The organism is Arcobacter sp. 15-2 (assembly GCF_047159865.1).
GTDB lineage: Bacteria > Campylobacterota > Campylobacteria > Campylobacterales > Arcobacteraceae > JAIOSF01.
In genome coordinates this window covers 1,299,659-1,324,899 of record NZ_AP038804.1, presented here as the reverse complement: position 1 = coordinate 1,324,899, position 25,241 = coordinate 1,299,659, and the positions used below count along the sequence as shown (strand labels likewise).

24 protein-coding genes are annotated in these 25,241 nt (G+C 29.8%); 8 read left to right on the top strand and 16 right to left on the bottom strand.

Going from position 1 to position 25,241, the window contains the following annotated elements:
* Positions 1-14: 14 nt before the first annotated feature.
* The 3 genes from ACMCMH_RS07055 to ACMCMH_RS07045 are packed head-to-tail and all read right to left on the bottom strand — an operon-like array spanning position 15 to position 1,638.
* Positions 15-551, bottom strand: a complete 537-nt coding sequence (locus ACMCMH_RS07055; protein WP_412724022.1) for a 6-carboxytetrahydropterin synthase — start codon at positions 549-551, stop codon at positions 15-17.
* Between the two features lie 17 nt (positions 552-568).
* Complete coding sequence (locus ACMCMH_RS07050) at positions 569-1,312, bottom strand: hypothetical protein (protein WP_412724020.1); 744 nt, start codon at positions 1,310-1,312, stop codon at positions 569-571.
* Positions 1,312-1,638, bottom strand: a complete 327-nt coding sequence (locus ACMCMH_RS07045) for a histidine triad nucleotide-binding protein (protein WP_412724018.1) — start codon at positions 1,636-1,638, stop codon at positions 1,312-1,314. The genes ACMCMH_RS07050 and ACMCMH_RS07045 overlap by 1 nt, the downstream gene beginning before the upstream one ends.
* A 172-nt stretch (positions 1,639-1,810) precedes the next feature.
* Between ACMCMH_RS07045 and pheS the strand changes: the two genes are divergently transcribed.
* The 8 genes from pheS to ACMCMH_RS07005 all read left to right on the top strand — a co-directional run bounded on the left by pheS (position 1,811) and on the right by ACMCMH_RS07005 (position 11,868).
* Positions 1,811-2,821: a phenylalanine--tRNA ligase subunit alpha gene (gene pheS, locus ACMCMH_RS07040; RefSeq protein ID WP_412724016.1), complete on the top strand. Its 1,011-nt coding sequence runs from the start codon at positions 1,811-1,813 to the stop codon at positions 2,819-2,821.
* A complete protein-coding gene (gene pheT / locus ACMCMH_RS07035) occupies positions 2,818-5,142 on the top strand; it encodes a phenylalanine--tRNA ligase subunit beta (protein WP_412724014.1) in 2,325 nt (774 codons plus the stop codon). The genes pheS and pheT overlap by 4 nt, the downstream gene beginning before the upstream one ends.
* A complete protein-coding gene (aroA, locus tag ACMCMH_RS07030; protein ID WP_412724012.1) occupies positions 5,142-6,428 on the top strand; it encodes a 3-phosphoshikimate 1-carboxyvinyltransferase in 1,287 nt (428 codons plus the stop codon). The genes pheT and aroA overlap by 1 nt, the downstream gene beginning before the upstream one ends.
* A 3-nt stretch (positions 6,429-6,431) precedes the next feature.
* Entirely contained in the window at positions 6,432-7,253 is an 822-nt protein-coding gene (locus ACMCMH_RS07025) for a 4-hydroxy-3-methylbut-2-enyl diphosphate reductase (protein WP_412724010.1), read from the top strand.
* Positions 7,254-7,321: 68 nt separating this feature from the next.
* Positions 7,322-8,977: a 30S ribosomal protein S1 gene (locus tag ACMCMH_RS07020; RefSeq protein ID WP_412724008.1), complete on the top strand. Its 1,656-nt coding sequence runs from the start codon at positions 7,322-7,324 to the stop codon at positions 8,975-8,977.
* A gap of 31 nt (positions 8,978-9,008) precedes the next feature.
* Positions 9,009-10,595 (top strand): phosphoglycerate dehydrogenase, encoded by a 1,587-nt coding sequence (serA, locus tag ACMCMH_RS07015; RefSeq protein WP_412724006.1) that lies wholly within the window; start codon positions 9,009-9,011, stop codon positions 10,593-10,595.
* Positions 10,596-10,603: 8 nt separating this feature from the next.
* Positions 10,604-11,164: an elongation factor P gene (gene efp / locus ACMCMH_RS07010; protein ID WP_412724004.1), complete on the top strand. Its 561-nt coding sequence runs from the start codon at positions 10,604-10,606 to the stop codon at positions 11,162-11,164.
* A gap of 71 nt (positions 11,165-11,235) precedes the next feature.
* Positions 11,236-11,868 (top strand): HAD family hydrolase, encoded by a 633-nt coding sequence (locus ACMCMH_RS07005; RefSeq protein WP_412724002.1) that lies wholly within the window; start codon positions 11,236-11,238, stop codon positions 11,866-11,868.
* A 15-nt stretch (positions 11,869-11,883) separates the two neighbouring features.
* On the opposite strand, the gene ACMCMH_RS07000 is transcribed toward ACMCMH_RS07005, so the two are convergent.
* The 13 genes from ACMCMH_RS07000 to ACMCMH_RS06940 form a co-directional block, all read right to left on the bottom strand.
* Positions 11,884-12,360 carry a chemotaxis protein CheW gene (locus ACMCMH_RS07000; protein ID WP_412724000.1) on the bottom strand — a complete coding sequence of 159 codons (477 nt, stop codon included), beginning with the start codon at positions 12,358-12,360 and terminating at the stop codon, positions 11,884-11,886.
* 57 nt (positions 12,361-12,417) lie between these two features.
* Positions 12,418-13,629, bottom strand: coding sequence for an exodeoxyribonuclease VII large subunit (gene xseA, locus ACMCMH_RS06995; protein WP_412723998.1), 1,212 nt, complete (start codon positions 13,627-13,629; stop codon positions 12,418-12,420).
* A gap of 5 nt (positions 13,630-13,634) precedes the next feature.
* Positions 13,635-14,318, bottom strand: a complete 684-nt coding sequence (gene ubiE, locus ACMCMH_RS06990) for a bifunctional demethylmenaquinone methyltransferase/2-methoxy-6-polyprenyl-1,4-benzoquinol methylase UbiE (RefSeq protein WP_412728010.1) — start codon at positions 14,316-14,318, stop codon at positions 13,635-13,637.
* A gap of 52 nt (positions 14,319-14,370) precedes the next feature.
* Complete coding sequence (locus ACMCMH_RS06985) at positions 14,371-14,619, bottom strand: hypothetical protein (protein WP_412723996.1); 249 nt, start codon at positions 14,617-14,619, stop codon at positions 14,371-14,373.
* 10 nt (positions 14,620-14,629) lie between these two features.
* Entirely contained in the window at positions 14,630-15,421 is a 792-nt protein-coding gene (locus ACMCMH_RS06980; RefSeq protein WP_412723994.1) for a hypothetical protein, read from the bottom strand.
* 79 nt (positions 15,422-15,500) lie between these two features.
* Complete coding sequence (locus tag ACMCMH_RS06975) at positions 15,501-16,340, bottom strand: YmdB family metallophosphoesterase (protein ID WP_412723992.1); 840 nt, start codon at positions 16,338-16,340, stop codon at positions 15,501-15,503.
* The gene (locus ACMCMH_RS06970) at positions 16,324-17,544 is read right to left on the bottom strand and encodes a sensor histidine kinase (RefSeq protein WP_412723990.1); all 1,221 of its coding nucleotides are present in this window, start codon (positions 17,542-17,544) and stop codon (positions 16,324-16,326) included. Before ACMCMH_RS06970 ends, ACMCMH_RS06975 begins: the two co-directional genes overlap by 17 nt.
* Before the next feature lie 7 nt (positions 17,545-17,551).
* Entirely contained in the window at positions 17,552-17,932 is a 381-nt protein-coding gene (locus ACMCMH_RS06965) for a response regulator (protein ID WP_412723988.1), read from the bottom strand.
* A 9-nt stretch (positions 17,933-17,941) separates the two neighbouring features.
* The gene (locus ACMCMH_RS06960; RefSeq protein WP_412723986.1) at positions 17,942-19,336 is read right to left on the bottom strand and encodes a methyl-accepting chemotaxis protein; all 1,395 of its coding nucleotides are present in this window, start codon (positions 19,334-19,336) and stop codon (positions 17,942-17,944) included.
* 57 nt (positions 19,337-19,393) lie between these two features.
* A complete protein-coding gene (locus tag ACMCMH_RS06955) occupies positions 19,394-20,422 on the bottom strand; it encodes an NAD(P)/FAD-dependent oxidoreductase (RefSeq protein ID WP_412723984.1) in 1,029 nt (342 codons plus the stop codon).
* Positions 20,422-21,198 carry a hypothetical protein gene (locus ACMCMH_RS06950; RefSeq protein WP_412723982.1) on the bottom strand — a complete coding sequence of 259 codons (777 nt, stop codon included), beginning with the start codon at positions 21,196-21,198 and terminating at the stop codon, positions 20,422-20,424. Before ACMCMH_RS06950 ends, ACMCMH_RS06955 begins: the two co-directional genes overlap by 1 nt.
* Before the next feature lies 1 nt (position 21,199).
* Complete coding sequence (locus tag ACMCMH_RS06945) at positions 21,200-24,178, bottom strand: DEAD/DEAH box helicase (protein ID WP_412723980.1); 2,979 nt, start codon at positions 24,176-24,178, stop codon at positions 21,200-21,202.
* 118 nt (positions 24,179-24,296) lie between these two features.
* On the bottom strand, positions 24,297-25,226 hold the full coding sequence (locus ACMCMH_RS06940; RefSeq protein WP_412723978.1) for a toll/interleukin-1 receptor domain-containing protein: 930 nt from the start codon (positions 25,224-25,226) through the stop codon (positions 24,297-24,299).
* Positions 25,227-25,241: the final 15 nt, after the last annotated feature.

Sequence of the window (25,241 nt, the reverse complement as noted above, 5' to 3'; positions counted from 1 at the left end):
TAATTTGTATCTTTCTATGAGTAAACAACACTTCTACTTTTTGGTGTTTCAAAATATTCTAAATGAGAAACTTTTATATCTAACTTTGCCATTTTATCTTGAACAATTTTTAATAACCACGCAGATAAATTTTCGCTTGTTGGTACAAAATCTACAATGATAAAACCCTCATACATCTCTATGATATGAGTTTCATCATCTTTGACCATAGACAAATCAGGTACTTTATAATTTTCTGGCATATCGATTAAGTTTTCTTTTTTACTATAGTGAGGCAACAGTGTTGAAAATAAAGGATCATTAATATCAATGATAAATTTATGGTCAAGTGTATCATCTAAAAATTTTTTAAACCAGTTTAAATGTTTAAAATCAGTTACCATTCCATTTTCTAATTTATCACTTTCCATATGGACAAGAACTTTACCTTGATGACCATGAAGATGTCTACACATCAAGCAGTTGTCAAGCGAAAACTCTGTATTTAATTTTTGTGACCAAACTCTGTGTCCATAACAAAAGTCAAACTGTTTGGATATTTGCCATTTCATATTTTTTGCAACCTAAATTATATTCTATACGGTTCGATTTTATCTTTTGAAAAAACCGTTTCAATTGCTGGTGGAATTACTAATTTAAGTTTACCAAAACTTGCTGGTTTGAAAAATCGTGTATATTCAAAACTATCTGCTTCATCTTTTACTCTATCATAAATAAAACCTATCTCTTTTCCAGTTTTTGCTGCCCATTGTGCGATATTTGATGCGTATAATGATATCTCATTGTGATGTCTATCAAATTTATGTCCCCAAGCAAAAAAGATAAACTTTCCATTGTAACTAATGTTTTTTGCATCATGAAAATTATCATTTTTAGCAAAAACTGTAAGCTGACTCGATTTTAACTTCCCTAGGTCCATATCAAATACTTCTAGTACAGAGGTAGGTTCAATATTTTCTTTGTTATAATTAAATAAATACTTAATTTCAATAAGTTGTCCTCTATATTTTTTGAGACTTCTTCCTAAAATTCGAACTTCATTTTCGATATGCACTTCATAAAATTTATCATCAAATCGGAAACCCTGATTCACTAACTTTTCATTTACTTTTAAATCAATAGGTGCAGTACAAGGATTATATAAAAAAACCGTTCCTGCAACATTTTTATTTTTCTTTTTTAAAAGTGTTTCAATCATATCAGAATCAATAAGAATATCTTCATTATTTTCATCTTTTAATGGAATATACAGATAACTTTTTACAAGATACTCTAAGTCGTGTACTTCTTTAAACTTTCCAAATACTTGCATTAAACTAATCTTCCTAACTGCTCACCCGCTAAAATATGAAAATGGATATGTTTTACTTCTTGATTTCCATGTTGACCAATATTTGTAATGAGTCTATACCCATCACTTTTCACACCCAAAGTCACTGTTACTTCTTGAATAAACGATGTCATCTCTGCCATTATATTTGGTGTCATCTCATTAAATGACTGAATATGCACTTTTGGAATTACAAGCACATGAATTTTTGCTTGAGGATTGATATCTTCAAAAGCTAAAAAATTTTCATTTTCCAAGACTTTTTTACTTGGTATTTCATCATCTATTATTTTACAAAATATACACATATATTTTTCCTTACTATTTTATACTTATAAGTATAGCTAAACAATATTAAGACAAATGTAATCAAAAATATTAAAGAGTATTTTCCTCCTTACCAAACTATAAAGAGAGTTTCAGTACAATCGCACAATTATTAACAATTATGAGATACATAATTAATCATAGGAGATACCTTTGCAAGATTGGATAGAAAAGATAAACAGTAGTGAATCTTTAGAACAATTAGAACAATTACGAGTTGACATTTTAGGGAAAAAAGGTGTTTTAACACTAGAATTTGCCAAAATGAAAACAGTTCCAAATGAAGAAAAAAAAGCATTTGCACAAAACTTGAATACTCAAAAAGCATCTATAAACGAAGCACTAGAATCACAAAAAACTATTCTTATGGCAAAAGCTTTAGAGCTACAATTGGAAGCGGAGAGAATTGATGTAACAAAATTTACACCAAATTTAAATCATGCAGCAACACATCCCGTTGCAGACACAATGGCACAAATCACAAGCTATTTTCAAAACTTGAATTTTAGCGTTGAAGAGGGTCCTTTAGTTGAAGATGATTTCCATAACTTTGAAGCATTAAATTTACCTAAGTATCACCCTGCACGAGATATGCAAGATACTTTTTACTGTAACGATGGTGCAGTTTTAAGAACACACACAAGCCCGGTTCAAATTAGAACTATGATGAGTCAAAAACCACCTATTAGAATGATAGCTCCAGGTACAGTATTCAGAAAAGATTTTGATATTACACATACTCCTATGTTTCATCAAATAGAAGGACTTGTAATAGAAAAAGAAGGTGTTGTATCTTTTGCAAATTTAAAATTTGTAATGGAAGAGTTTTTAACACATATGTTTGGAGATGTTGAAGTTAGATTTAGACCATCATTTTTTCCATTTACTGAACCATCTGCTGAAGTAGATATCTCATGTATCTTCTGTAAAGATGAATCTACAGGAAAAAGCTCTGGCTGTCGAGTATGTTCTCACACAGGATGGCTAGAAGTTTTAGGTTGTGGAATCGTAGATGAAAATGTATTTAAAGCAGTTGGATATGAAAAAGTAAGTGGTTATGCATTTGGTTTAGGTATTGAGCGTTTTGCTATGCTTATACATAAAATAGGTGATTTGAGATCTCTTTTTGAGAGTGATATTAGACTTTTAGGACAATTTAGATGATAGTTACAAGACAATGGTTACAAGAATATATTGATATTTCAAAAATAAGTACACAATCACTGTGTAAAGCTTTAAATTCAATTGGTCTAGAAGTTGATAGTACACAAAGAACCCTTATTCCAAATAATGTAGTAGTTGGATATATTGAAGCCTGTGAGAAACATCCTGATGCTGATAAACTTAATATTTGTCAAGTAAACATAGGAAATAAAACTGAACAAATTGTTTGTGGTGCCAAAAATGTGCAAAAAGGACAATATGTTGCTGTTGCAACTGTGGGTGCAATTTTAGGTGAAGATTTTAAAATCAAAAAAGCAAAACTCAGAGGTGTGGAATCAAATGGTATGATTTGTAGTTCTACTGAAATTGGATTACCTAAATTATTTGATGGAATCATGGAGTTAGATAATTCAATTGGAGAGTTAATTATAGGGAAAGAACTCAATGAATATTCACTTATAAATGATGAAATCATTGAGATAGAACTTACTGCAAATAGAGGTGATTGCCTTAGTATCAATGGAGTAGCAAGAGAACTTAGTACTTATTTTAATATCGCATTAAATAACATTGAAGTTATAGTAAATACAAACAATAAAGGTATTGGACAATTTTTTGAAATCAATTATGAAATGAATTGTGAATCAAATTTAATTTATAAAGCAGCTTCAATAAAAAATTTCAAACTCGATCTATTGCATAATTTAAGAGCTTCAACAATTGAACAACTGAAAAGTACGGATATTCAAACAGCTTCGGCTTATGCGACACACTCTTCAGGGGTATTAATAAATGTCTATTCAAAAGCAATCGCAACAGAACAAAAAGAAAACTTATTTACTTTAAGTATTGCAAAAGATGAAGATGGTTTTGACACAGTATCAGGAAAAATGTTACTCAGTACAGTAGGTATAGATGCAGGAAATATAAATAATAATTGTGATGAAATAATTATAGAAGCTAGTTATACAAATCCAGAAAAACTTGCACAAAGAGTCTTTGACAAAAAGAAAAAAACAGGTGATATTTACTATAAAGCATCAAGGGGAAGTGAACCTAACTTAGAAAGTGGTATAGATGCAATAATTACTCTTCTTTCACAAAATGGAGCTTCAATTTACAATGGAAGTAAAAACTTCATTAATGAAATTGCACCAGAAACAATCAATATAAATAACAAACAACTCAATGCAATAATTGGTCAAAATATAGCACCAAGTAAAGTAAGTCAAATACTTACATCATTGGGGTTTTTTGTAAAACAAGATGGTCAAAATACAATCAATGTTACTATCCCTACATTTAGACACGATATTAAAAATATTGCAGATGTAACAGAAGAGATTGTTCGGATGATTGGTATTGATAAAATAAAATCAAAACCATTAGAGTTAAAAGAGTTTAATAACAACAATGAAACTTCTAGAAAAATCAATCTTAAAAACAATCTAAGATTTAAAGCAATTACAAATGGATTTTTTGAAACATTAACTTATGTATTTACAAATAAAGAACTTCTTACAAAATATAAATTCCCAACTGTTATAAAGAAAAAAGATATTCTCAATCCAATTGTAAATGAACTCAATACTTTTAGAACAACGATGGCATTGAACTTTGCAAATGCAGTTTCTCATAATGTAAAGCAAGGGTATAAATCTATAGGGTTATTTGAGATTGGAACTATATTTGACAAGAATAGAAATGAAACAAAAACATTGGGATTTGTATTTAGTGGAGAATTAGAGTCTGAATCAATTGCAAATAAAGCAAAACCAATAAGCATAGATTTTTTTGGATTCTGCCAAAAGATATCAAGCGTTATTGGAGAATTTGAACTTGAAATGATAAAAGAGGTGAAAAATACATTTATTCACCCTTACCAAAGTGCTACAATCATCCAAAATGGAAAAGAGATAGGAACAATATATAAAATACATCCAAATACAGCTTCTGATTTTGATATTTCAAACGATACATACATGGCAGAAATTGATATTGACCTTTTAAATGATGATATTATCATTGCTACAAATATCTCTAAATTTCAATCATCAAAAAGAGATCTAAGTATAATTGCACCAAAAGATTTAGAGTACAAAAAAATAAAAAAAGCAATAAACTCACTAAAAATTGATGAGATTAAACAATTTAATTTAGTAGATATATACAATGACGAAAAACTAGGTGAAAATGAGAGTTTAACAATAAAATTTATCTTACAATCAGAAACTAAAACTTTTGAAGAAAGTGATATAAATGAGATTATGGATAAAGTTCTCAATAAATTAGAAAAAGATTTACAAATAGGTTTAAGATAATGAAAAAATTAAACATAACACCGCTAAAAAATTCATTTGATATCGTTATTGATAACATTGCTAGTGATAAATCTATTTCTCATAGATGTGCTATGTTTAGTTTGTTTAGTGATAAACCATCAGTTATAAAAAACTATCTCCGTGGCGAAGATACTATGGATTCATTGAGAATTGCAGAAAAACTTGGTGCAAGAATTGAAGATGACTCAGAAACTGGAATTATTACAATTACTCCTCCAAAAACATTAAGTGAACCTGACGATGTATTAGATTGTGGAAATGCAGGAACTGGTATGAGGCTTTATGCTGGATTATTAGCTGGTATTGAAGGTAGTTTTGTCTTAACTGGTGATAAGTATCTTCGTTCTCGACCAATGAAAAGAGTTGCTGATCCATTACGAAATATTGGCGCATCAATTGATGGAAGAGAAAAGGGAAACAAAGCCCCACTTCATATTCGTGGTGCAAAGTTGTCTTCATTTAGATATCATAGTCCAATAGATTCAGCACAAGTAAAATCAGCACTTATTTTAGCAGCTATTCAAAGTGATGAAAAATCTTACTATAAAGAAGACTTATTAAGTAGAGATCACACTGAGCGAATGCTCAATGGAATGGGTGCAAATATTTCAACAAATAAAGATGGATGGATAGAGATTGAACCTTTAAAAGGGAAACTCAAACCATTAAATATAACTGTACCTACAGATCCTTCATCAGCATTTTTCTTTGCTGTTGCAGCAGCTATAGTACCAAATGCTAAAGTAACTTTAAAAAATGTTACTTTAAACCGCACCCGAATAGAAGCATACAAAATTTTAGAAAAAATGGGTGCAAAAGTTACTTATGTAAAAACTGAAGATGTCTATGAACCTATAGGAGATATTATTGTTGAGCATAATGTACTTAATGGTGTAACAGTTGACTCAAATATCGCTTGGCTTATAGATGAATTACCAGCATTAAGTATTGCTATGTCTATTGCAAATGGAAAAAGTATTGTCAAAAATGCAAAAGAGCTACGAGTAAAAGAGTGTGATAGGATTAGTGTTGTTGTAGAAAATCTTAAATTATGTGGTGTATCATACACTGAATTTGAAGATGGCTATGAAATCAATGGAGATGATAAACTGAAAAGTGCAACTATAAATTCTCATGGCGATCACAGAATAGCTATGAGTTTTGCAATAGCAGGACTATTGTGTGGTATGGATATTGAAGATACACAGTGTATTGAAACATCCTTTCCTAATTTTGTTGAAATACTAAAATCACTAAAAGGATAACAAGTGAAAGTAAAACTAGCCACACACTATGGCTTTTGTTTTGGAGTTAAAAGAGCCATCAAAATTGCAGAAGAACATAAAAACTCTGCAACCATGGGACCTCTTATCCATAATCAAAAAGAGATAGATAGACTAAAAAAAGATTTCAATGTTGATTTATATTCAACTATTGAAGAAGCACAAAAACAAGATACAGTTATCATCAGAACACATGGTATTCCTAAAAATGATCTAAAAAAATTAAAAGAAAATAACACAAAAGTTATCAACGCAACCTGTCCCTTTGTAACTACACCACAACAAATCGTAAAAAATATGTCTAAAGATAAATATAGTATTGTAATATTTGGAGATGATGACCATCCAGAAGTAAAAGGTGTAAAAAGTTATGGGGATGATGTACATGTAGTCCCTAGTCCTGATGAACTAGATAACTTAATTTTTAAATATGACAAAATAGCAACAGTAGCACAGACAACAAAACAAAAAGAAAAATACTTAGATATTATAAATCATTTAATACTTCGATATAAAGAGGTTCGAGTTTTTAATACTATTTGCGATGCTACATTTGAAAATCAAGCAGCTACAAGAGAACTCTCTGGCACTGTTGATATCATGATTGTTATTGGTGGTAAAAACTCATCAAATACAAAACAACTATTTAATATTTCTGAAGAGAACTGTGTCAGTCATTTGATCGAAGATGAATCAGAACTAGATGATTCTTGGTTTATAAATAAAACAGTTTGTGGGGTTACAGCTGGTGCTTCAACTCCCGATTGGATTATCCAAAAAGTGATAGAAAAAATAGAAAAACTCTAGCTATATAAAAAAATTAAGTCAATTTTCGATATAATCAGCCCATAAAAAACAAAAGGGTAGGCAAGCAAATGAAATTTGAAGATTTTGAAATAGAAGGTGAAGACTTCGCAGCAATGTTGGAGGAGAGCGAAAAGAACACTGAAACAAACTCAGTAACTGAGGGTGAAATAGTAATTGTTAATGATGATAACTTTGTAGTAAGTATAGCTGGTAAAGAGGGAAGAATCCCATTAAGTGAAATTACAAACACAGATGGAACAGTAAAATATTCAGTTGGTGATAAAATCACAGTGATGATTATTGGTACAAGAGGTGAAAACTTATCGTTATCATACAAAAAAGTTTTACAAAAAGCTAAGTTTGACGAATTTTTCGCACAACATGGTGAAGATCCAGAAAATGTAATTGTAGAAGGTGTTGTAACATCTGTTAAACCAAGAGCTGGATTTATCGTTCAAGATGAAGAAGGTATGGAATACTTCATGCCAATGGCACAAGGTTTCTTAAAAGCAGTTGGAGCAGTTGGTAAAAAAATCAAAGCTGTTGTATTAAAAGCAAAACCAGAAACATCAAGCATCGTTATCTCTAGAAGAAAACTAATCGAAGAAGCTCAAAAACACAAAGAAGAAAAAATAGCAGAATTAATGGAAAATAATGAGCCTAAAACTGGTATCGTTAAAAAAATTACTTCTTATGGTATGTTCGTAGATTTAGGTGGAATTGATGGTTTAGTTAACTACAATGAGATCTCTTACAAAGGTCCAGTTAATCCATCAGCTTACTATAAAGAGGGTGATGAAGTTATTGCTGTTATGAAATCTTATGACAAAGAAAAAGGTCACTTATCTTTATCAATTAAAGAAGCATTAGCAAATCCATGGGAAGAGATGAGAGATGCTCTTGAAACTGGTGATACTATTACTGTAACTGTTTCTAACTTTGAATCATACGGTGCATTTGTTGATTTAGGAAATGACATCGAAGGTTTATTACATATTTCTGAAATTAGCCACAACAAAAATGTAAAAAATCCAAAAGATTACTTAGAGATTGGTCAAGAGATTAATGTTGAAGTTATCGATTTAGATTGTGATAAAAGAAGATTAAGAGTTTCTTTAAAATCATTACAACCAAAACCATTCCAAACATTTATCAAAGAAAATAAAGTTGGTGATGTAGTTACTGGTACAGTTGCAACACTAACAGACTTTGGTGCGTTTGTAAACTTAGGTACAGTAGATGGTCTTTTACATAATGAAGAAGCTAACTGGGAATCAACAGCTAAATGTAAAGATATTTACAAAAAAGGTGATGAGATTGAAGTAAAAATTATCAAAATTGATACTGAAAAAGAAAACATCTCTTTAAGTGTAAGAGCATTACAAGATTCTCCAGCACAAAAATTTGAAAAAGAACACAACACAGGTGATATTATCAAGTCTACAGTAAAAGACATCAAAGATTTTGGTGTATTTGTTAAACTTGAAAATAACCTTGATGGACTTATCCGAAAAGAAGATATGATGAAACCTGAAGAGGGTGAAGATGAAGTTAAAATTGGTGATGAGATCGAAGCTGTAGTTGTTAATATAGATAAACAACGAAACAGAGTAAGATTATCAGTAAGAAGATTAGCATCTCAAAAAGACAGAGATATGTTAAAATCAGTTAATGACACTTCAACAATGACACTTGGTGACGCATTAGCAGGACAGTTAAAGTAATCTTACTTTAACTGTAAAAATGGAGAAAATTATGAATAAACCTACAGTAGTAGTTTGTGACCACATTCATGAAAGTGGTTTAGAAATATTAAAAAATACTAGTGATATAAATTATGTTTATGCAGCAGATATAGATAAAACTGCCCTTTTAGATGTAATCAAAGATGCTCAAGTTTGTATCACAAGAAGTTCAACAGATATTGATGAAAAGTTTTTAAATGCAGCAACAAACCTTAAGGCCGTAGTACGGGCTGGGGTTGGTGTTGATAATGTTGATATTGATGGTTGTAGTAAGCGTGGTGTAATTGCAATGAATGTACCAACAGCTAATACAATTGCAGCAACAGAACTTACTATGACTCACTTACTTTCTTGTATGAGAAAAATGCCTTATGCTCATTCTCAATTAAAAGATCAAAGAGTTTGGAAAAGAGAAGACTGGTATGGTCAAGAACTTTATGGCAAAAAAATAGGTGTAATTGGGTTTGGTAATATTGGACATAGAGTTGCTTTACGATGTAAAGGATTTGAGATGGATGTAGTAACTTACGACCCATACATATCTTCTACAAAAGCTACAGATTTAGGGGTAACTTATACAACTAATTTTGATGATATTTTAGATTGTGATATTATTACAATACATACACCAAAAAACCATGAAACAATTGATATGATTGGTGAAAAAGAGATTGCAAAGATGAAAGATGGTGTTATTCTTATCAACTGTGCAAGAGGTGGTTTATATAATGAAGAAGCATTATTTAACAATCTAAAATCTAAAAAAATTGCAATGGCGGGAATTGATGTATTCAATAAAGAACCAGCAATCAATCATCCATTATTAGATCTTGACAATGTAACAGTAACAGCTCACCTTGGTGCGAACACTGTAGAGTCTCAATTTAAAATTGCAACTCAAGCTGCTAATAATGCAATTAAATCAGCTCGTGGTATTGGTTATCCTCATGCTTTAAATTTACCTATTGATGAAACTAAAATACCTTCATTTGTAAAACCATATTTAGAACTAACTCAAAAAATGGCTTTCTTAATTGCACAAATGGATAAAAGTGAAATCAAATCGATTAAAATTGAAGCTGAAGGTGAAATTTCTAACTATTTAGATAGCTTAGAAACATTTGCAATCGTTGGTGCTTTAACACAATCACTTGGTAGCGAAAAAATCAATTATGTAAATGCAACATTTGTAGCAGATGAAAAAGGGATCAAAATTGAATCTTCTGAACAATCTAATAATAGTGCATTTAAAAATCAAGTTACTGTTAAAATAACAACAAACAAAGGTATTAATTCTACAAGCGGAACAATTTTTGAAGAAGATGTTCAAAGAATTATTACTATTAACGATTATATGATGGATATAGAACCAACTGGTAAAATGATATTATTATCAAATTCCGATGTTCCAGGTGTGATTGGAAATGTTGGTACAATTTTAGCTAATGAAGGAATCAATATTTCAGACTTTAGACTTGGAAGAAACAAAAATGGTGCTCTTGCAGTTATTATTGTTGATGATGAAGTTCAAAGTGGTACATTAGAAAAACTATCAAATATAGAAGCTGCAAGATCAGTTTCTTATGCACAAATATAAGGATTTTCATGGCTTTAGGAATGAGTGATTTAAAAAAAGGTTTAAAGATAGAAGTTGATGGTATTCCATATAAAATTACAGATTATGCACATGTAAAACCTGGTAAAGGTGCTGCATTTGTACGATGTAAAATCAAAAACTACTTAAACGCGAAAACTATTGAAAAAACTTTTCATGCTGGTGATAAGTTTGAAACTCCAGATTTACAACAAAAAACTATGCAGTTTTTATATGACGATGGTGAAATGTTACAATTTATGGATACAAATACTTATGACCAAATTGGTCTAACTTATGAGCAAGTTGGTGATACAGAAAAATGGATTATCGATGGGATGAATGTAGATATGATGTTCTTCAAAGGTGAAGCAATCACTGTTGAAGCACCAGCTACTGTTGAGATGAAAATTGTTGAAACACCACCAAACTTTAAAGGTGATTCACAAGGTGGTAAAAAACCTGCTACACTCGAATGTGGTGCAGTTGTGCAAATTCCATTTCACCTTATTGAAGGTGATATTATCAAATGTGATACTAAAACTGGTGATTATTTAGAAAAAGTAAAATAATACTTCTATTTAACTATCTAAAGAGGGGCTTATTTTAAGCCCCTTTTTTTTAACTTCAAAATTGGACAACTATGCAAAAAAAACAATTAATTATATTTGATATGGATGGTACACTTATAGATAGTGGTGATGTAATTAGCAACACTATCAATTTTGTGCGAAAAAATCTAGGATTACTTCCTATGCCTAAAGTAGAGCTATTAACCAATATTAATAATCCAGATATAAATTCAGCAGAATTTTTTTATGGTACAAAAAAGTTTACAGAAGAACAAACAAAACTTTTTGGTGATTATTATCACAATAACTGTATAAGTGACATTTCCCTTTATAAAGGGATAAAAGAACTACTAGATGAGATTAATAAGCATTTCACTCTCTCAATAGCAACAAATGCATCAGCACAATTTGCAAATAAGATGATTAAACATTTAGAGATAAAACATCACTTTGACTATGTAATTGGTTCAGATACAGTATCTAATCCTAAACCACATCCAGAGATGCTTCTAAACACAACAAAAACACTCAATACAGAGATAAAAAACACAATTCTTATAGGGGATAGTGATAAAGATAGAAATGCCGCCCTAGCGTGTAATATGGACTATTTATTAGTTAATTGGGGATTTACACAACATACAAATCAAAATGTAATTGCAAATGTAGAAGATTTAAAGAAAAATATTTTATCTTTTAGATGATAAAAGAGATGAAATTTATGATTTCAACTCTTCTTTAGCTACAACAGTTTCTATATCCATAATAACTAGCATTTGATTATCTTCGAGTCTTACAAAACCTTTTAAATATCTAGGTGGAATTGCTGATCCCATATCAGATACAGGATACAATTGAGAAGTTTCTAATTTTTGAACATCATCAACTTTATCTACAACTAAACCTATCATTCGATTATCATTTGTTATAACAGCAATTACAGCTGTGTTTTCATCATATTGTACTTCACCAGTACCAAACTTCACTCTAATATCCAAAATAGGAACAACTTCACCTCTTAAATTAATAAGACCTTTTACCCATTCTGTTGTATTTGGTAGTGTAGTAATTAAATCAGGATATGTTAATATCTCTCTAATTTTTGGTAACTCAACAGCATATTTCATCTCACCTAATATAAATGTCATATACTCATCTGAGTTTGTACTACTGTATTGCTTATCTATTCTTGCCATAACTATCCTTTTATTTAATTTCTAGTGTTTTTAATGATTATAGCTAAAACTATTTAACTACATTTTATCTATAATATTCTTTGAAATAACTTTGCAATCTGCTGTTATTTTTGAGTTTTGTATTGTGATGATATCATTTTCATTAATTTGACTCAAATTTACAATTTTATTATCTGCACTTAACTGGACAAAACCTTTTTTATCTTTATTGCTTGGATGATTTAATAAAAAATTATTTTTTGTAAAATGTAAGTTTTCCTCTTTCATTTTTATAATCTGTTTTAACGCATTTTGAAATTGCTGATTCATATTAGATATCTTTGATTCGATAAATTCAAATCTTTTTGTAAAAGATTGTTGCTCAAAACTTTTTTTAAAGTGTTTTAACTCTTGCTCTTTTTGTAACAAAATAGTTCTGAATTTATGATTTAAATCGTTCATTAAATTATCTGTATACTGTCGTAATTCATTGATATGTGGAGTTGATATTTCAATTGCATTAGAGGGCGTACTAGCTCTTACATCTGCAACAAAATCAGAGATCACAAAATCATTTTCATGTCCAACCGCACTTATAACTGTTATTTTAGCAGTATATATAGCATCTGAGACTATCTCTTCATTAAATGCCCATAAATCTTCAATACTCCCTCCGCCTCTACCAACAATCAAAATAGAGTTTTCTAAAGAATCTTTTGCCATCTCATCAGCTTTTTTTATATTTTGTACAATATTTTCTTTAGCACCTTCGCCCTGAACAAGAGTGGGTAAAAGAATCATGTTACATAAAGGATATCGAGCATTTAATATTTTTTTCATATCTTCAATAGCAGCACCAGTATTTGAAGTAATTACATAAATATTTTGAGGGTATAGTGGTAGTTGTTTTTTAATCGACTTGTCAAAGTATCCTTTAATTTGCAATTTTGTTTTTAATTGTTCATACGCTAAGGCTAATGCACCAACTCCACTAGGTTCAATTTTTTGACATAACAACTGATAATTTCCACGAGGGGTATAAACTGTTATATTTCCACTAATTACAATTTTAGCACCAACTTCAAGTCTAAATTTAAGGTATTGGGCATTTCCTTTAAACATAACACAAGATATTGTAGATTTATTATCTTTTACACTGAAATATATATGCCCTGAATTATGATAAGTGAGATTCGAAATTTCACCTTCTACATAAACTGAACAAAATGTCGTTTCTAAAATACCTTTAATTTGTTCATTTAAAGTACTTACTGTTATTGGAGAGTTCACTAAACTTATATCTTTCGAGCTATAAAAGTTGTACTCATATCCATAGAATACCCTTTTACAAAAATAGGTTCAAGACCAACCTCTTTTAGCTCTTTACACATCTGCTTTGTAGTAATAAATGCTTCGATTGATTCTGGTAAATATGTATATGCATCTTTATTTTTTGACACAAGACCACCAATATGTGGCATCAAGTTATTCATATAAAATTTTGTTAGCTTAGCTGGTAAGTTCTTTTTATCATTTTTTGTAAATTCTAAAATAACACAAAGACCATCTTTTTTAAGAACTCTTGCAAATTCTTTTAAACCCTCTTTTCTTTTAACAACATTTCTAATTCCATAAGAGATAGAAAGTATATCTACAGATTCATCATCAATAGGCATATCTTCAGCACCCGCTTCAACAAATGTTCTGTGTGGAATTTTTGTTTTACCAACAGCCATCATACCAACACTTGGATCAACACCAACTATCTCATCAATCCCAATGCCATTTGTATTTGCCACATTTTCCCAATCAATCATCAAATCACCTGTACCACAAGCAACATCCACAATTTTTGTTAAATGTGACTTTCCATAAAATTTATATGCTAAATTACACGCTTTTTTTCGCCATCTTTTATCGATACCCATACTTAAAACTCTATTTGCTATATCATATGTTTTAGCAATATCATTAAACATTTTTACTATATCTTCTTGATTATCTCTATTTTCTTCTGCCAATTTCTTACCTTTAAAATATATATTTAGCTACAATTAAACCAACTAAAAAACCAATGTTTAATGCAACAACTATTTTCATATAAATAAGTTTTTTATCACTATTTGGAACATAATTTAATATATTTTCTTGCTTTGCTAAACTATTATCAAAGTTTTTTGAAGCAATATCTATTTTTTTTAATACCTGTTTTAGCGTTATTTCACTTAGTTCAAGTTGGTTAGCTAACTCTTTTGCTTGTTTAAAACTCATATCACTCATTTAGATAATCCTATTTTTTGATATCTATCCATCTGTCAAGTTCTACAAAAATACCATTTAAAGTTCCAAGTACATAATCTTTTGCTTCTGTTTGTAACCGTCTAAAAAATAGATATTTTAAAGCTGCTTCTCTATCTCCAGCTTCTTTAGCCTCTAAAGCTTTCACAGAAAAATCAGTATTATTATGTGCCATCTCCCATACAGTACTTCCAAGATATCTACTCATTGTAATAACTTTGTCATTTTTAACAGCAAAATATCGAGGATCCTTTACAAAATCTGTAATTGTTGAATTACTACCTAAATACTTATGCCCAAAAAAGTTAATAAACTGCTCTTCTAAATAATCTTTTTCTGTACTGATAGCCCTATTTAAAGCAAAAAAAAGATTTTCAGTTGAGTTTCTTTCTATTTTTCGTAGCTTTTTCATAGTTGCTATTGCATTCTTACCATCAAGTTCTCCATCACCCATAGGAACTATCCATTTCACATTTCCAAATGTTCCAACTTTTGCGATTTCATCTAAAACTAGTGATGATGTTTTATTTCCACCAACATCAACAATAACTTCATGATTATCATCCATCAAAATCATCTCATCGAGCTCTGTAATTCTATTTGTTGATAACATTTTTTTATTGACTATTTTTGTTGCTGTAAAACTTTGTGAATCATTGTTTTCATCATCTATCTCTATATAAGTAACAGCCTTACCATGTTTTTTATATAAATATGGTGCAATAACTTGCATAGCTACAGTTGATTTACCAACACCACCTTTTGTTTGTGGAATAATTATCATATTTATTATCCTTAATATCAATTAGATTAGTTTATCTAAATTTTAATTGTTTCTAGGTTATATCATTTTACATACTTTTTTAGTTAACAATACAATGAGATATCACCTCTTCTTTATCATCGTATATCTTGATTTTAAATCCATCATTTGATTTTCCATCTTCATCAATTTTAATAATTGCAATCTGCATAATTGATTTACAATTATTAGGAACATTGAAATGTCCCCCTAAGCCTGTAAGTGCTTTTTTAATTGGTATATCACTTTCCATACCAATTACATTATCTCTACATCCAGTCATACCTATGTCTGTTACATAATAGGTACCATCTGTTATCTCTTGATCATCAGTTCCCACATGTGTATGTGTACCACATATAGCACTGACTCGCCCTTTTAATAACTGCATTAAAATTCTTTTCTCAGCAGTTACTTCTGCATGAAAATCTATAAATATATGTTTGATATTATCTTTTTCAAGTTTTTCCACAATTTCTAAAATATGATTAAAGGGATTCAGTACTTGAGGCATAGTATAAAGTCCCATAAGATTTATAACTGCTAACTGAACATTACCTATTTCTACAATCTTAACTCCACTACCGGGTACACCTTCTGGATAATTATCTGGTCTTAAAACTGGTTTAGATTCTAAAAGAGTAATCATATCTTTCTTTTTATCCCAAGAATGATTTCCCCCAGTTATAATGTCAATGCCACAGTTAAAAAGTTCATTTGCATTTTTAACAGTAAGTCCAAATCCATGACTTGCATTTTCACCATTTGCTATTACAAAATCTATTTTATGCTCTTCAACCACTCTTTCTAAATTAGCTTTGATTATTTTTCTACCAGGTCGACCTACGATATCACCTATAAAAGCTATCGAGATCTCTTTTTCTTTATTCTCTTCTATCATCATTACCTTCACTAGAAGACAATTCAATTCTAAAAACTGCTCCATTTGTTGTATTTCTAGCAAAAATTTCACCATCGTTTTCTTCAACAATTTTTTTCGCAACATTTAGCCCTATTCCAACACCACCACTTTGTTTATTACTTACAAAAGCTTCAAAAATTTTTGCAAGAATTTCCTCTTTAATACCACCTGCATTATCTTGAAACTCAACAATCACTTTATTGTTTTCATAAAAAATATTAATGTCCAGTCTTCGCTCTTCATAATCTGTCATTTTCACCAATTCATCTAAAGCATTGTTAATGATAATAATCCATACTTGTTCTATTCGTTGTTTTTGAACAATAGAAAAATAAGGAGCGGTTTCCTTTTCTAAATCTAAACTATACAAAACTCCATTTAAATATATTTTTGTTACTTGTTTAATTCTATTATTACTTATGATTAATGCTGTTCGTAAAGTACGATAAATATTTGTTTTTTCTTTAGATTCATTTGAACTTTGAGAAACCTCTCTCGTGGCTTCGACAATATTGGATATCCTATCAAGACCACTTGTAATAATCTCTGTATCTTCCAAAATTCTATCTCTAATATCACTTTTAGGAAGTTCCTCAATGTCATATTTTATGAGTTCAAAATTTCCCTTTATATATGTTAGAGGTGTGTTTATTTCATGGGTAATTCCAGCAGCCAAAGCACCTATAGAGCTAAGTTTTACACTTTTTAATTGTTCTTTTTGAATTAACTCTAATTGCTTAGTACTTTTTGCAACTTCTAATTCTATTTTTTTATTTAGCGATCTATTAAGTTCTTCTAAAAGTATTTTATCTGTAATATTATTTCGTATTGCTGTATATGAAGCTATTTTTCCATTTTCAAAGTTAGCTTCTATATGAGCCTCTACCCAATAAAAAGTTCCATCTTTTGCAAGATTTTTTAGTCGCCCGACCCAAGTTTTACCAGACTGAATTGTTGACCACATTTGCTCAAATACTTTTTTATCCATATCTGGATGTCGCACAATTGAATGAGGCTGACCAATTAGTTCTTCTTTAGAGTATTTAGAGATATCACAAAATGCTTTACTAGCATCAATAATTATCCCATTTGCATCTGCAATCGAACGAATTACATACTTATCAATGATCTCTAGAGAAGCATTTAAATCAGACTTCTCTTGTGTAGTTAACTTATTAGTCATCTAAAATTTAATTGCCTAAAAGGAGCACTTCACTTATTTTTTTATCAACCGCTTGTAAAGAATCAAATGGTTTCATAATATAGTGTGTTGCTCCATGTTTATGAGATTTCAAAACTTTATCCAATGTTGAGAATGCAGTCATCATAATTACTTTAACATCAATATTTTTTTTCATTAGTTTTTCTAATGCATCCAATCCATTCATTTGAGGCATCATAATATCCATAAGAACTAAATCATATTTACTGTCAATAGTTGATACAGCTGTTACAGGATTTGAATATATTGAAACGGTATAATTCTCATTTCGATTTAAAAACCTTTGTAACATTGTTAAAATTTCATTTTCATCATCGACGATTGCAATTTTATATTTTCCATTTTCCATTTTAATTTCCTAATTAAATAAATTTTTAGTTGCGACTTTCATAATCATTTCATTTTTTTCTTCTAACATTGAGTCTAAAATTGTAAAAACCTCTTCACTTGCATTTTCGATAAGGTTAATTTTTGTTTCAATCACTTCTTTAGAACAAACAATCGCATTACCTGAACACTCTTTTGCTAATAAATTTGCCTCTTGATGTACTGTAGCATGAGGTTTATTTAGCTTTGAATATGATTTTGTTGTTCCAAATTCAGTTTTTCCTAAACCACTATCATACCATTTTCCAAGTCTACATTCCGTATGTTGACTTGGTTTAAATGTATTACTATCACCAAATAATAATTGATATAAATTATTTTTATAAATAACATGATCAAGTTTTGCCAAGTTTACAAAAATTTTATTACTAATTGATTCCACTTCAAATACACTTCTACCTGAGTTTTTTTGAAATGTTTCCATTAGTTTTATTAAAACTGAAACACGCTCTTTTGTTTGCGTTACTACACTTGCTACAATATCTGAGCTATCTTTCATTCTTGCTGTTTCTTGTTGAATTGAAACAACAACATCTTTAATCTCTTTTGCAGCCTCTGCACTTCTAGATGCAAGATTTCTTACCTCTTGTGCAACAACGGCAAACCCTTTTCCTGCTTCACCTGCTGTAGCTGCTTCAACAGCTGCGTTTAGTGATAAAATATTTGTTTGAAATGCGATTTGATCAATTACCACAATTGCTTGTGCAATATCATCACTTTTTTTCACTAAATTTGAAACAATTTCATTTTCTGTTACAATTTGATTATTTAAGTTTTCAGTATCGCTTACAATACTCTGCGTTAAACTCAATCCTTCACTTGAACCACTTGCTGTTTCTTTAGATTCATCTGCCATATTATCTAATTCACTCAATAAGTCTTGATAAACGCCTTGTGTATTTCCAAGAGATTTATTGATATTGCTATTATGTTTATGTAATAATCCATCTTCTGTATTATCATGAATAGATGTTTTAATCAAAGATGCAATTGTTATATCATCATAACTTTTATAAGTAAGTTTTGCTTCACAATCAGCAATAAGAACCCGTTCACCTTTTTTTGAAATCACATTTAATACTTCATCTTTATTTTCAATATTGGTATTTGCTCTATCATTTACAAACACAATATTATTCTTTTTATCAACTGCAATAAGTCCTTCAGATTCAGAAAATTTTGCTATTCTTGAAAGTTGGTCATTATGTTCTTGCAAGTTACTAATTTGATTTTCATAATCTTCTCTTACTTTTCTAAGCTCATGTTCATATTTTGATTTATTTTGAGATATCTCTAACTGAAGCTTCTCTACTTGTACTCTTAAATCTTCACACTCTTTTTTGTTACTTTTATTAGCAAAAAACATTTAGCACCCTTATTTGTTGTATTGCATCATTTTATCAAATTAATTATTACATAAGAATTAATTATTTATACAATAACCACTTCCAAAAGCCCATTGAAAATTATAACCACCCAATTCTCCAGTCACATCAAGAACTTCGCCTATAAAATAAAGATTTTTTTGTAATTTACTTTCAAAATTATCTTGTATTTGTGCTGTATCTATCCCGCCTTTTGTAACTTCTGCTTTTGTATACCCAAAGTTTCCTGCTGGTGCCATAACATAGTTTCTTAAATTGATATCTAAATCTTTGATTTGTTGTTTAAATCGTTTTGGTAAATAGCTATCTTTATGTGGTAAAAAATCAAGTGTAATATTTCCTTTTTGCCAATACAATGATGTTGTTAAAATTGCTGGTCCACTACACCCTTTATGAGTAAAAAGCATTTTCCCCTCTACAATTTTATCCATCACTTTAATTTTTACATCTACTGATAAACCACTAAGTTCTTTGAACCAAAATTGATCTTTTTGAACTGTAAATCCCACAAGTGCAGGATTAAGTTTATTGACAATATGTCCAAATTTTTCTGCAATCTTAAAACCAATATCACTAGCCCCTAAACTTGCATATGACAATCCACCACTTGCAACAATGAGTTTTGTAGCTTGGATATCACCCTTATTGGTTTTGATAGTATAATCTCCATCATACTCCACATCCAAAACTTGTGTACCAAGTCGAAACTTACAATGTTGTGTTAATTTATCAAACATTGAAATAACATCACTACTACTATGACAAAAATATGTACCTTTTACTATTTTGGGATTTAAGTTTGGAACAACTCCATTTTGATGAAGAAATGACAATAGATTTTTTTCGTTAAATTGATCTAAATTTTTTTGAATAAATGAGCTATCACCTAAAAATTTATTTGCACTCATAAATTTATTTGTGATATTACATTTTGCTCCACCACTTACTTTTATTTTTGCACCAATTTTATCATTTACATCAATGATACAAACCGTTTCATTTTTGAAACGAGTTGCAGCCATCAAACCACTTGCACCCGCTCCAATTATTACAACATCATATTTCACTATTTATACGCTCTTACTACAAAACCTTTTTTATCTTTTGTATGTACAGTATAATTTACAGTTTTGATATGTTTATAATCACCGATATATTCTCGTATCAACCATGATGCTTCTATCACTCTTTGTCTTGAAAGTCCAATTTGAGAGTATTTTGATAAATTTTTAATTTTCTTTTCACCATAAACATCTTTTAAAGTTGCAATAAATTTAAAATCTTTATTATCAACCATTCCAATAACTTCAAACTTTTTTGCATTTTTATTATTATCTAAAAAATTATGAAGATTTTTAATACACGAAGATGATATTTTAATACTACCCTCGTCCATACTTTTACAAGTATAAGTATTAAAATTTGATGAGTTACTCAAAGCGTTATTTTCTTTTTGTATTGGAGCTGTAACTGTAACAATTTTTTCAACTTCAACTATCTTTTCAACAGGCACTTTAACTATTTTCTCAACTTCAACTATTTTTTCAACAACTTTAGGAACTGCATTCATTAAAGAAATTTCTCGAATCTCATTTTTCAATTCATTTACTTGTTCTGCATGCTCATATACTTCTATATATTTACTTTTCACATAACTAGGTAAGATATCAAAACTGAGATCTCTTTTTAAAACATACTTATTTTTTAATTCACTTTTGTTGATTATCTCATTTGTAGTATAAATATACGCAATATATCCTATAAGAATAACACTAAGACTTAAAAAAATATACATCAATGTATTGTTTGGTTTTGCTATTTGTTGTGTTGAGTTTGTTTCCATATTATTTTCCTTTTTTTGTTAAATAATTTAATGTTGTGATGATAAGATCATCATCATCTCGACTTGGAGCTTTGATTGTTTCTTTCTTTTCATCATTATACACTATTGTTATGTTCATATCATAATTACTAATTGTTTTAATTTTTTTCTCTAAGGCATTAATTTTGATAATAATCAATTCGATAAACTGTTTTGTAGGTAAATCAAGTTTTCCAAATCTATCTTCCATCTCATCTTGAATAGCAAAAACCTCTTTTTTCTCTGTACACATACTAAGTCTTCTATAGAGTTCTAATCGAACTCTATCTTCACTTACATAATCACTTGAGATAAATGCTGTGATACTTAGTTTGATATCAACACTTACCTCCTCTTCTTGTACTTCACCACTTAAAATAGCAATCGCTTCCTCAAGCATTTTTAAATATAGCCCATAACCAATTTGTTTGATATGTCCACTTTGTGCTTCACCAATGATATTTCCACCACCTCTGATTTCTAAATCTTGGTGAGCTAAAGCTGTACCACTTCCTAAATATGAATTAGACTCTAAAGCGATCAATCTTCTAATAGCATCTTTAGTGATAGTTTTTTTATCTTTTACAAGGAAATAACAAAAACCTTCTTTGTCACTTCTTCCTACTCTTCCTCTAAGCTGATGAAGATCAGCAATACCAAATCTATCTGCACCATCGATGATAATACTATTTGCATTTGGCAAATGCAGTCCAGATTCTACAATACTCGTTGCTAGTAAAATATCAACTTCCCCATTTGCAAACATCTCCAAAGTCTCTTCACTTTGTTTTGGAGTGATTTTTGAGTGCATCACTACTATTTTAAGATTTGGCATAATCTCAAGTAGCTCTTTCTTTTTTGTTTCTATTGTTGCAATATTATTATAAATATAAAAAAGCTGTCCACCTCTTCTCTTCTCTCGTAAGATAATCTCTTTTATCATCTTATCATCATACTCTTTTACAAAACTTCGCACCCCTAATCTTTCTGATGGAGGTGTAAGTAATGCACTCATCCCTTTTATTTTAGATAATGCAAGGTTGAGTGTTCTTGGAATTGGAGTAGCACTCATTGAAAAAATATGTACATCGCTTCGTATATCTTTGAGTTTTTCTTTTTGTTTTACACCAAATTTATGCTCTTCATCTACAACTACAAGTCCAAGGTTTTTACACTTTACATTTAACAGTGCATGAGTACCTACAACTAAATCAATTGTACCCTCTTCAAGTGATTTTTTAAGTGCATTTCTATCTTTAGTAGATGTTCTACCATCTAATTTAGCGATTTTAAATCCAAAAGGCTCTAATCTTTTTTTAATCCCTTCAAAATGTTGAGATGATAACAGTGTCGTAGGACATACAAATAAAGCTTGATATCCATTGAGTAAGACGGCAAGCATACCATTTAATGCGACTTCTGTTTTACCAAATCCAACATCACCACTTAAAAGTCTATCCATCACAAGCCCTGAGTTCATATCTGCTAAAAACTCTTTTACACTTCTGCTTTGATCTTTTGTATACTCAAATCCTGCATCATTTTGAAGAATTTTTATCTCCTCTTTTGAAGTATCAATATAGATACCTTTTACAAGCTCTCGTTTTGCTGCAAGAGCAATAATATCACTAGCAATTGCAAATAATCTCTCTTTTACTTTCCCTTTGAGTTTTGCAAAACTCCCTTTTCCTAGCTTATCAAGTGTAGCAGCACTTCCACTATCTGCTAAATATCTATCGATGATTCCTATATTTTCAACAGGAATCAGCAGTCTATCTTCACCTGCATACTGTACAATTACAAAATCTCTTTTTGCACCCATAACAGTAACAGGTTCTATCCCTTTAAACTGCCCTATTCCATGAACTTCATGCACTACAAAATCATCTTTTTGTAACTCATCAAGAACTATTTTAGGTCGTTTTTTTCGTTTCTTTTTAATCTGTTTATTTAAGGAGATGATAACTTCATCATCACTTACAAGATTTACAACTTCATGTTGAATCTTATAGTTTATATCTTTGTCATTGAGATCTAAGTCATACCCTCGAATTTTTCCTTCTGTTGAAGAGATGATAGTAACTTTTTTCCCTGCGTGAAATTTTAAAAACTCTGGTATATTTGCTACATCAATTTGCTTGTATGTATCATCTTCTAAAATAGGAGTTGTACTTAAAAGCTCCTCTTTTGGTATTCTTTTCTCTTCAAAAATATACGCTTCATCTATCTCATCAAGTGCTTCTTTTGTGATGCTAGATTGCAACTCTCTTGAGTAATATGAAGCATCATCATCTAAAAACCAAAAACCTAAAGAGTGAATATCTTTTTCAAATACATCAATATTTGATGCTGCTATTTTTTCATTGATAATCTCTAGTTTTGTTTCATCAAAAGCTAAAAATGATGCACTAATGGTAAAATCTTCAATCTCATCTTTAAAGGACTTTTGAGTCTCTACATCAAACTTTCGTATCCCATCTACCTCATCATCAAACAGAGAAACTCGATATCCAAACTCATCATTTGGTGGAAAAATATCAATAATATCCCCACGAATCGATACTTCACCCTGTTCTGTAACGATATCTACAAAATAGTATCCCCAGTTATAAAGCTTCTCTTTGAGATCTGATATATTTATTGTACTTGCAAACTCAATTGTTAAATTATCAAAACATTCGGCTTTTGGGAGTGGATATGAGATAGTTCGTATAGGTGAGATCAGTAGTTTATTTTGTTTTCTATATTTATGAAAAGTTTCAAGAGTACTTGTCATCTCTTTTATCTCATCTGAAAATGAAAGTAGATCATCTCCAAAGTTAGCTCGTAAATCACTCAATACAAATGGAACAAGCCCCAAATAACTTGCACAATCTCGTGCAATCATCGCTTGCTTTTCATCTGCCACTATTAAAAGCTTTGTATCTTTGTTTTGTTTTATGTAGTTAAATATTTTGTTCATTTTATAGTCTATTGTTCCTCATTTGAGTTATTTTGCCTTATTATAGCTTTTTATAATGTTAGCATTGAAATTTAATGTAGTATAAAAATATGTCATTTTGTTATATTTTATTTTCATATTAAAATGGTATTTTTCCTACAAATTCTATATTATTATCTTTATCATGATATGTCATAGTTATTTCATATTTATCAAAGAATACATCTAGCTTTTTCATAAAATCTGATGACTTAACCAATACGCTATTATTTCCAATTTGACTTGCCATTTGTTCTAAAATTTCTTGAGGTAGATTAGATACATTGGATAATATTTCTAATTGTTTTAATGCTGTTTCTATGTGTGTTGAATTAGAAATTAAATTTATTAAAATTGTAATCATATTATTTCTAGTTTTAGGATGTTTTACTATTGTATTAAATATAGATTTTGCCACTTCCTGAACTGTTGTATTATTACCTTGTATTGCTTGATATTTGCCAATAAAACCGTAAGGATCTAATTCTTTTTTAATTGGTATAATTAATACATCTTTTCCAACAGCAAAACCAACTTCTTGGTCACACCAAGCACTTTCTTTAAATCCATGCATTAAGATAGCTGTTAAAGCATCCATTGTATGTAATGCTTTTTCAATTTCATCTTGCCATTGTTTACTTGGCTCAATATCTACATGAGCAACAAATCCGGCAATTCCATATAATTTAAGTTCTTTTTGTAAATAAGTAGCTTTTTTTTTATGTTTAGCTAAATGACTAATAAATAATTTAAAATGTCCTTGTTCCCAAAATGTTGCTAGTTCAAGGTTTTGTTTTTTATTTTGATTGTATTCTATTTCTAATTCATCCGCAATTTGTAATATAATTTCTTCTTTTTCATGTGATAATAGTTCTTGTACATATACTCTTTTACTATTTGTAGACGGATTATAATTTATACAGTCAATACCAAATGCTGGTAAGTAACTATCTATATCAGAATAAGTCATTTGCTCTTGTAGTGTTACCGCAATTTGATTAATTAACCTTACTCTATCGATTGCTTTCATTTAAATACTCCATAT

Coding starts and splice junctions, on each gene's coding strand:
- ACMCMH_RS07055 (WP_412724022.1), bottom strand. CDS start 551: ATGAAATGGCAAATATCCAAACAGTTTGACTTTTGTTATGGACACAGA.
- ACMCMH_RS07050 (WP_412724020.1), bottom strand. CDS start 1,312: ATGCAAGTATTTGGAAAGTTTAAAGAAGTACACGACTTAGAGTATCTT.
- ACMCMH_RS07045 (WP_412724018.1), bottom strand. CDS start 1,638: ATGTGTATATTTTGTAAAATAATAGATGATGAAATACCAAGTAAAAAA.
- pheT (WP_412724014.1), top strand. CDS start 2,818: ATGATAGTTACAAGACAATGGTTACAAGAATATATTGATATTTCAAAA.
- aroA (WP_412724012.1), top strand. CDS start 5,142: ATGAAAAAATTAAACATAACACCGCTAAAAAATTCATTTGATATCGTT.
- ACMCMH_RS07020 (WP_412724008.1), top strand. CDS start 7,322: ATGAAATTTGAAGATTTTGAAATAGAAGGTGAAGACTTCGCAGCAATG.
- serA (WP_412724006.1), top strand. CDS start 9,009: ATGAATAAACCTACAGTAGTAGTTTGTGACCACATTCATGAAAGTGGT.
- efp (WP_412724004.1), top strand. CDS start 10,604: ATGGCTTTAGGAATGAGTGATTTAAAAAAAGGTTTAAAGATAGAAGTT.
- ACMCMH_RS07005 (WP_412724002.1), top strand. CDS start 11,236: ATGCAAAAAAAACAATTAATTATATTTGATATGGATGGTACACTTATA.
- ACMCMH_RS07000 (WP_412724000.1), bottom strand. CDS start 12,360: ATGGCAAGAATAGATAAGCAATACAGTAGTACAAACTCAGATGAGTAT.
- ubiE (WP_412728010.1), bottom strand. CDS start 14,318: ATGTTTAATGATATTGCTAAAACATATGATATAGCAAATAGAGTTTTA.
- ACMCMH_RS06985 (WP_412723996.1), bottom strand. CDS start 14,619: ATGAGTGATATGAGTTTTAAACAAGCAAAAGAGTTAGCTAACCAACTT.
- ACMCMH_RS06980 (WP_412723994.1), bottom strand. CDS start 15,421: ATGATAATTATTCCACAAACAAAAGGTGGTGTTGGTAAATCAACTGTA.
- ACMCMH_RS06975 (WP_412723992.1), bottom strand. CDS start 16,340: ATGATAGAAGAGAATAAAGAAAAAGAGATCTCGATAGCTTTTATAGGT.
- ACMCMH_RS06970 (WP_412723990.1), bottom strand. CDS start 17,544: ATGACTAATAAGTTAACTACACAAGAGAAGTCTGATTTAAATGCTTCT.
- ACMCMH_RS06965 (WP_412723988.1), bottom strand. CDS start 17,932: ATGGAAAATGGAAAATATAAAATTGCAATCGTCGATGATGAAAATGAA.
- ACMCMH_RS06960 (WP_412723986.1), bottom strand. CDS start 19,336: ATGTTTTTTGCTAATAAAAGTAACAAAAAAGAGTGTGAAGATTTAAGA.
- ACMCMH_RS06950 (WP_412723982.1), bottom strand. CDS start 21,198: ATGGAAACAAACTCAACACAACAAATAGCAAAACCAAACAATACATTG.
- ACMCMH_RS06945 (WP_412723980.1), bottom strand. CDS start 24,178: ATGAACAAAATATTTAACTACATAAAACAAAACAAAGATACAAAGCTT.
- ACMCMH_RS06940 (WP_412723978.1), bottom strand. CDS start 25,226: ATGAAAGCAATCGATAGAGTAAGGTTAATTAATCAAATTGCGGTAACA.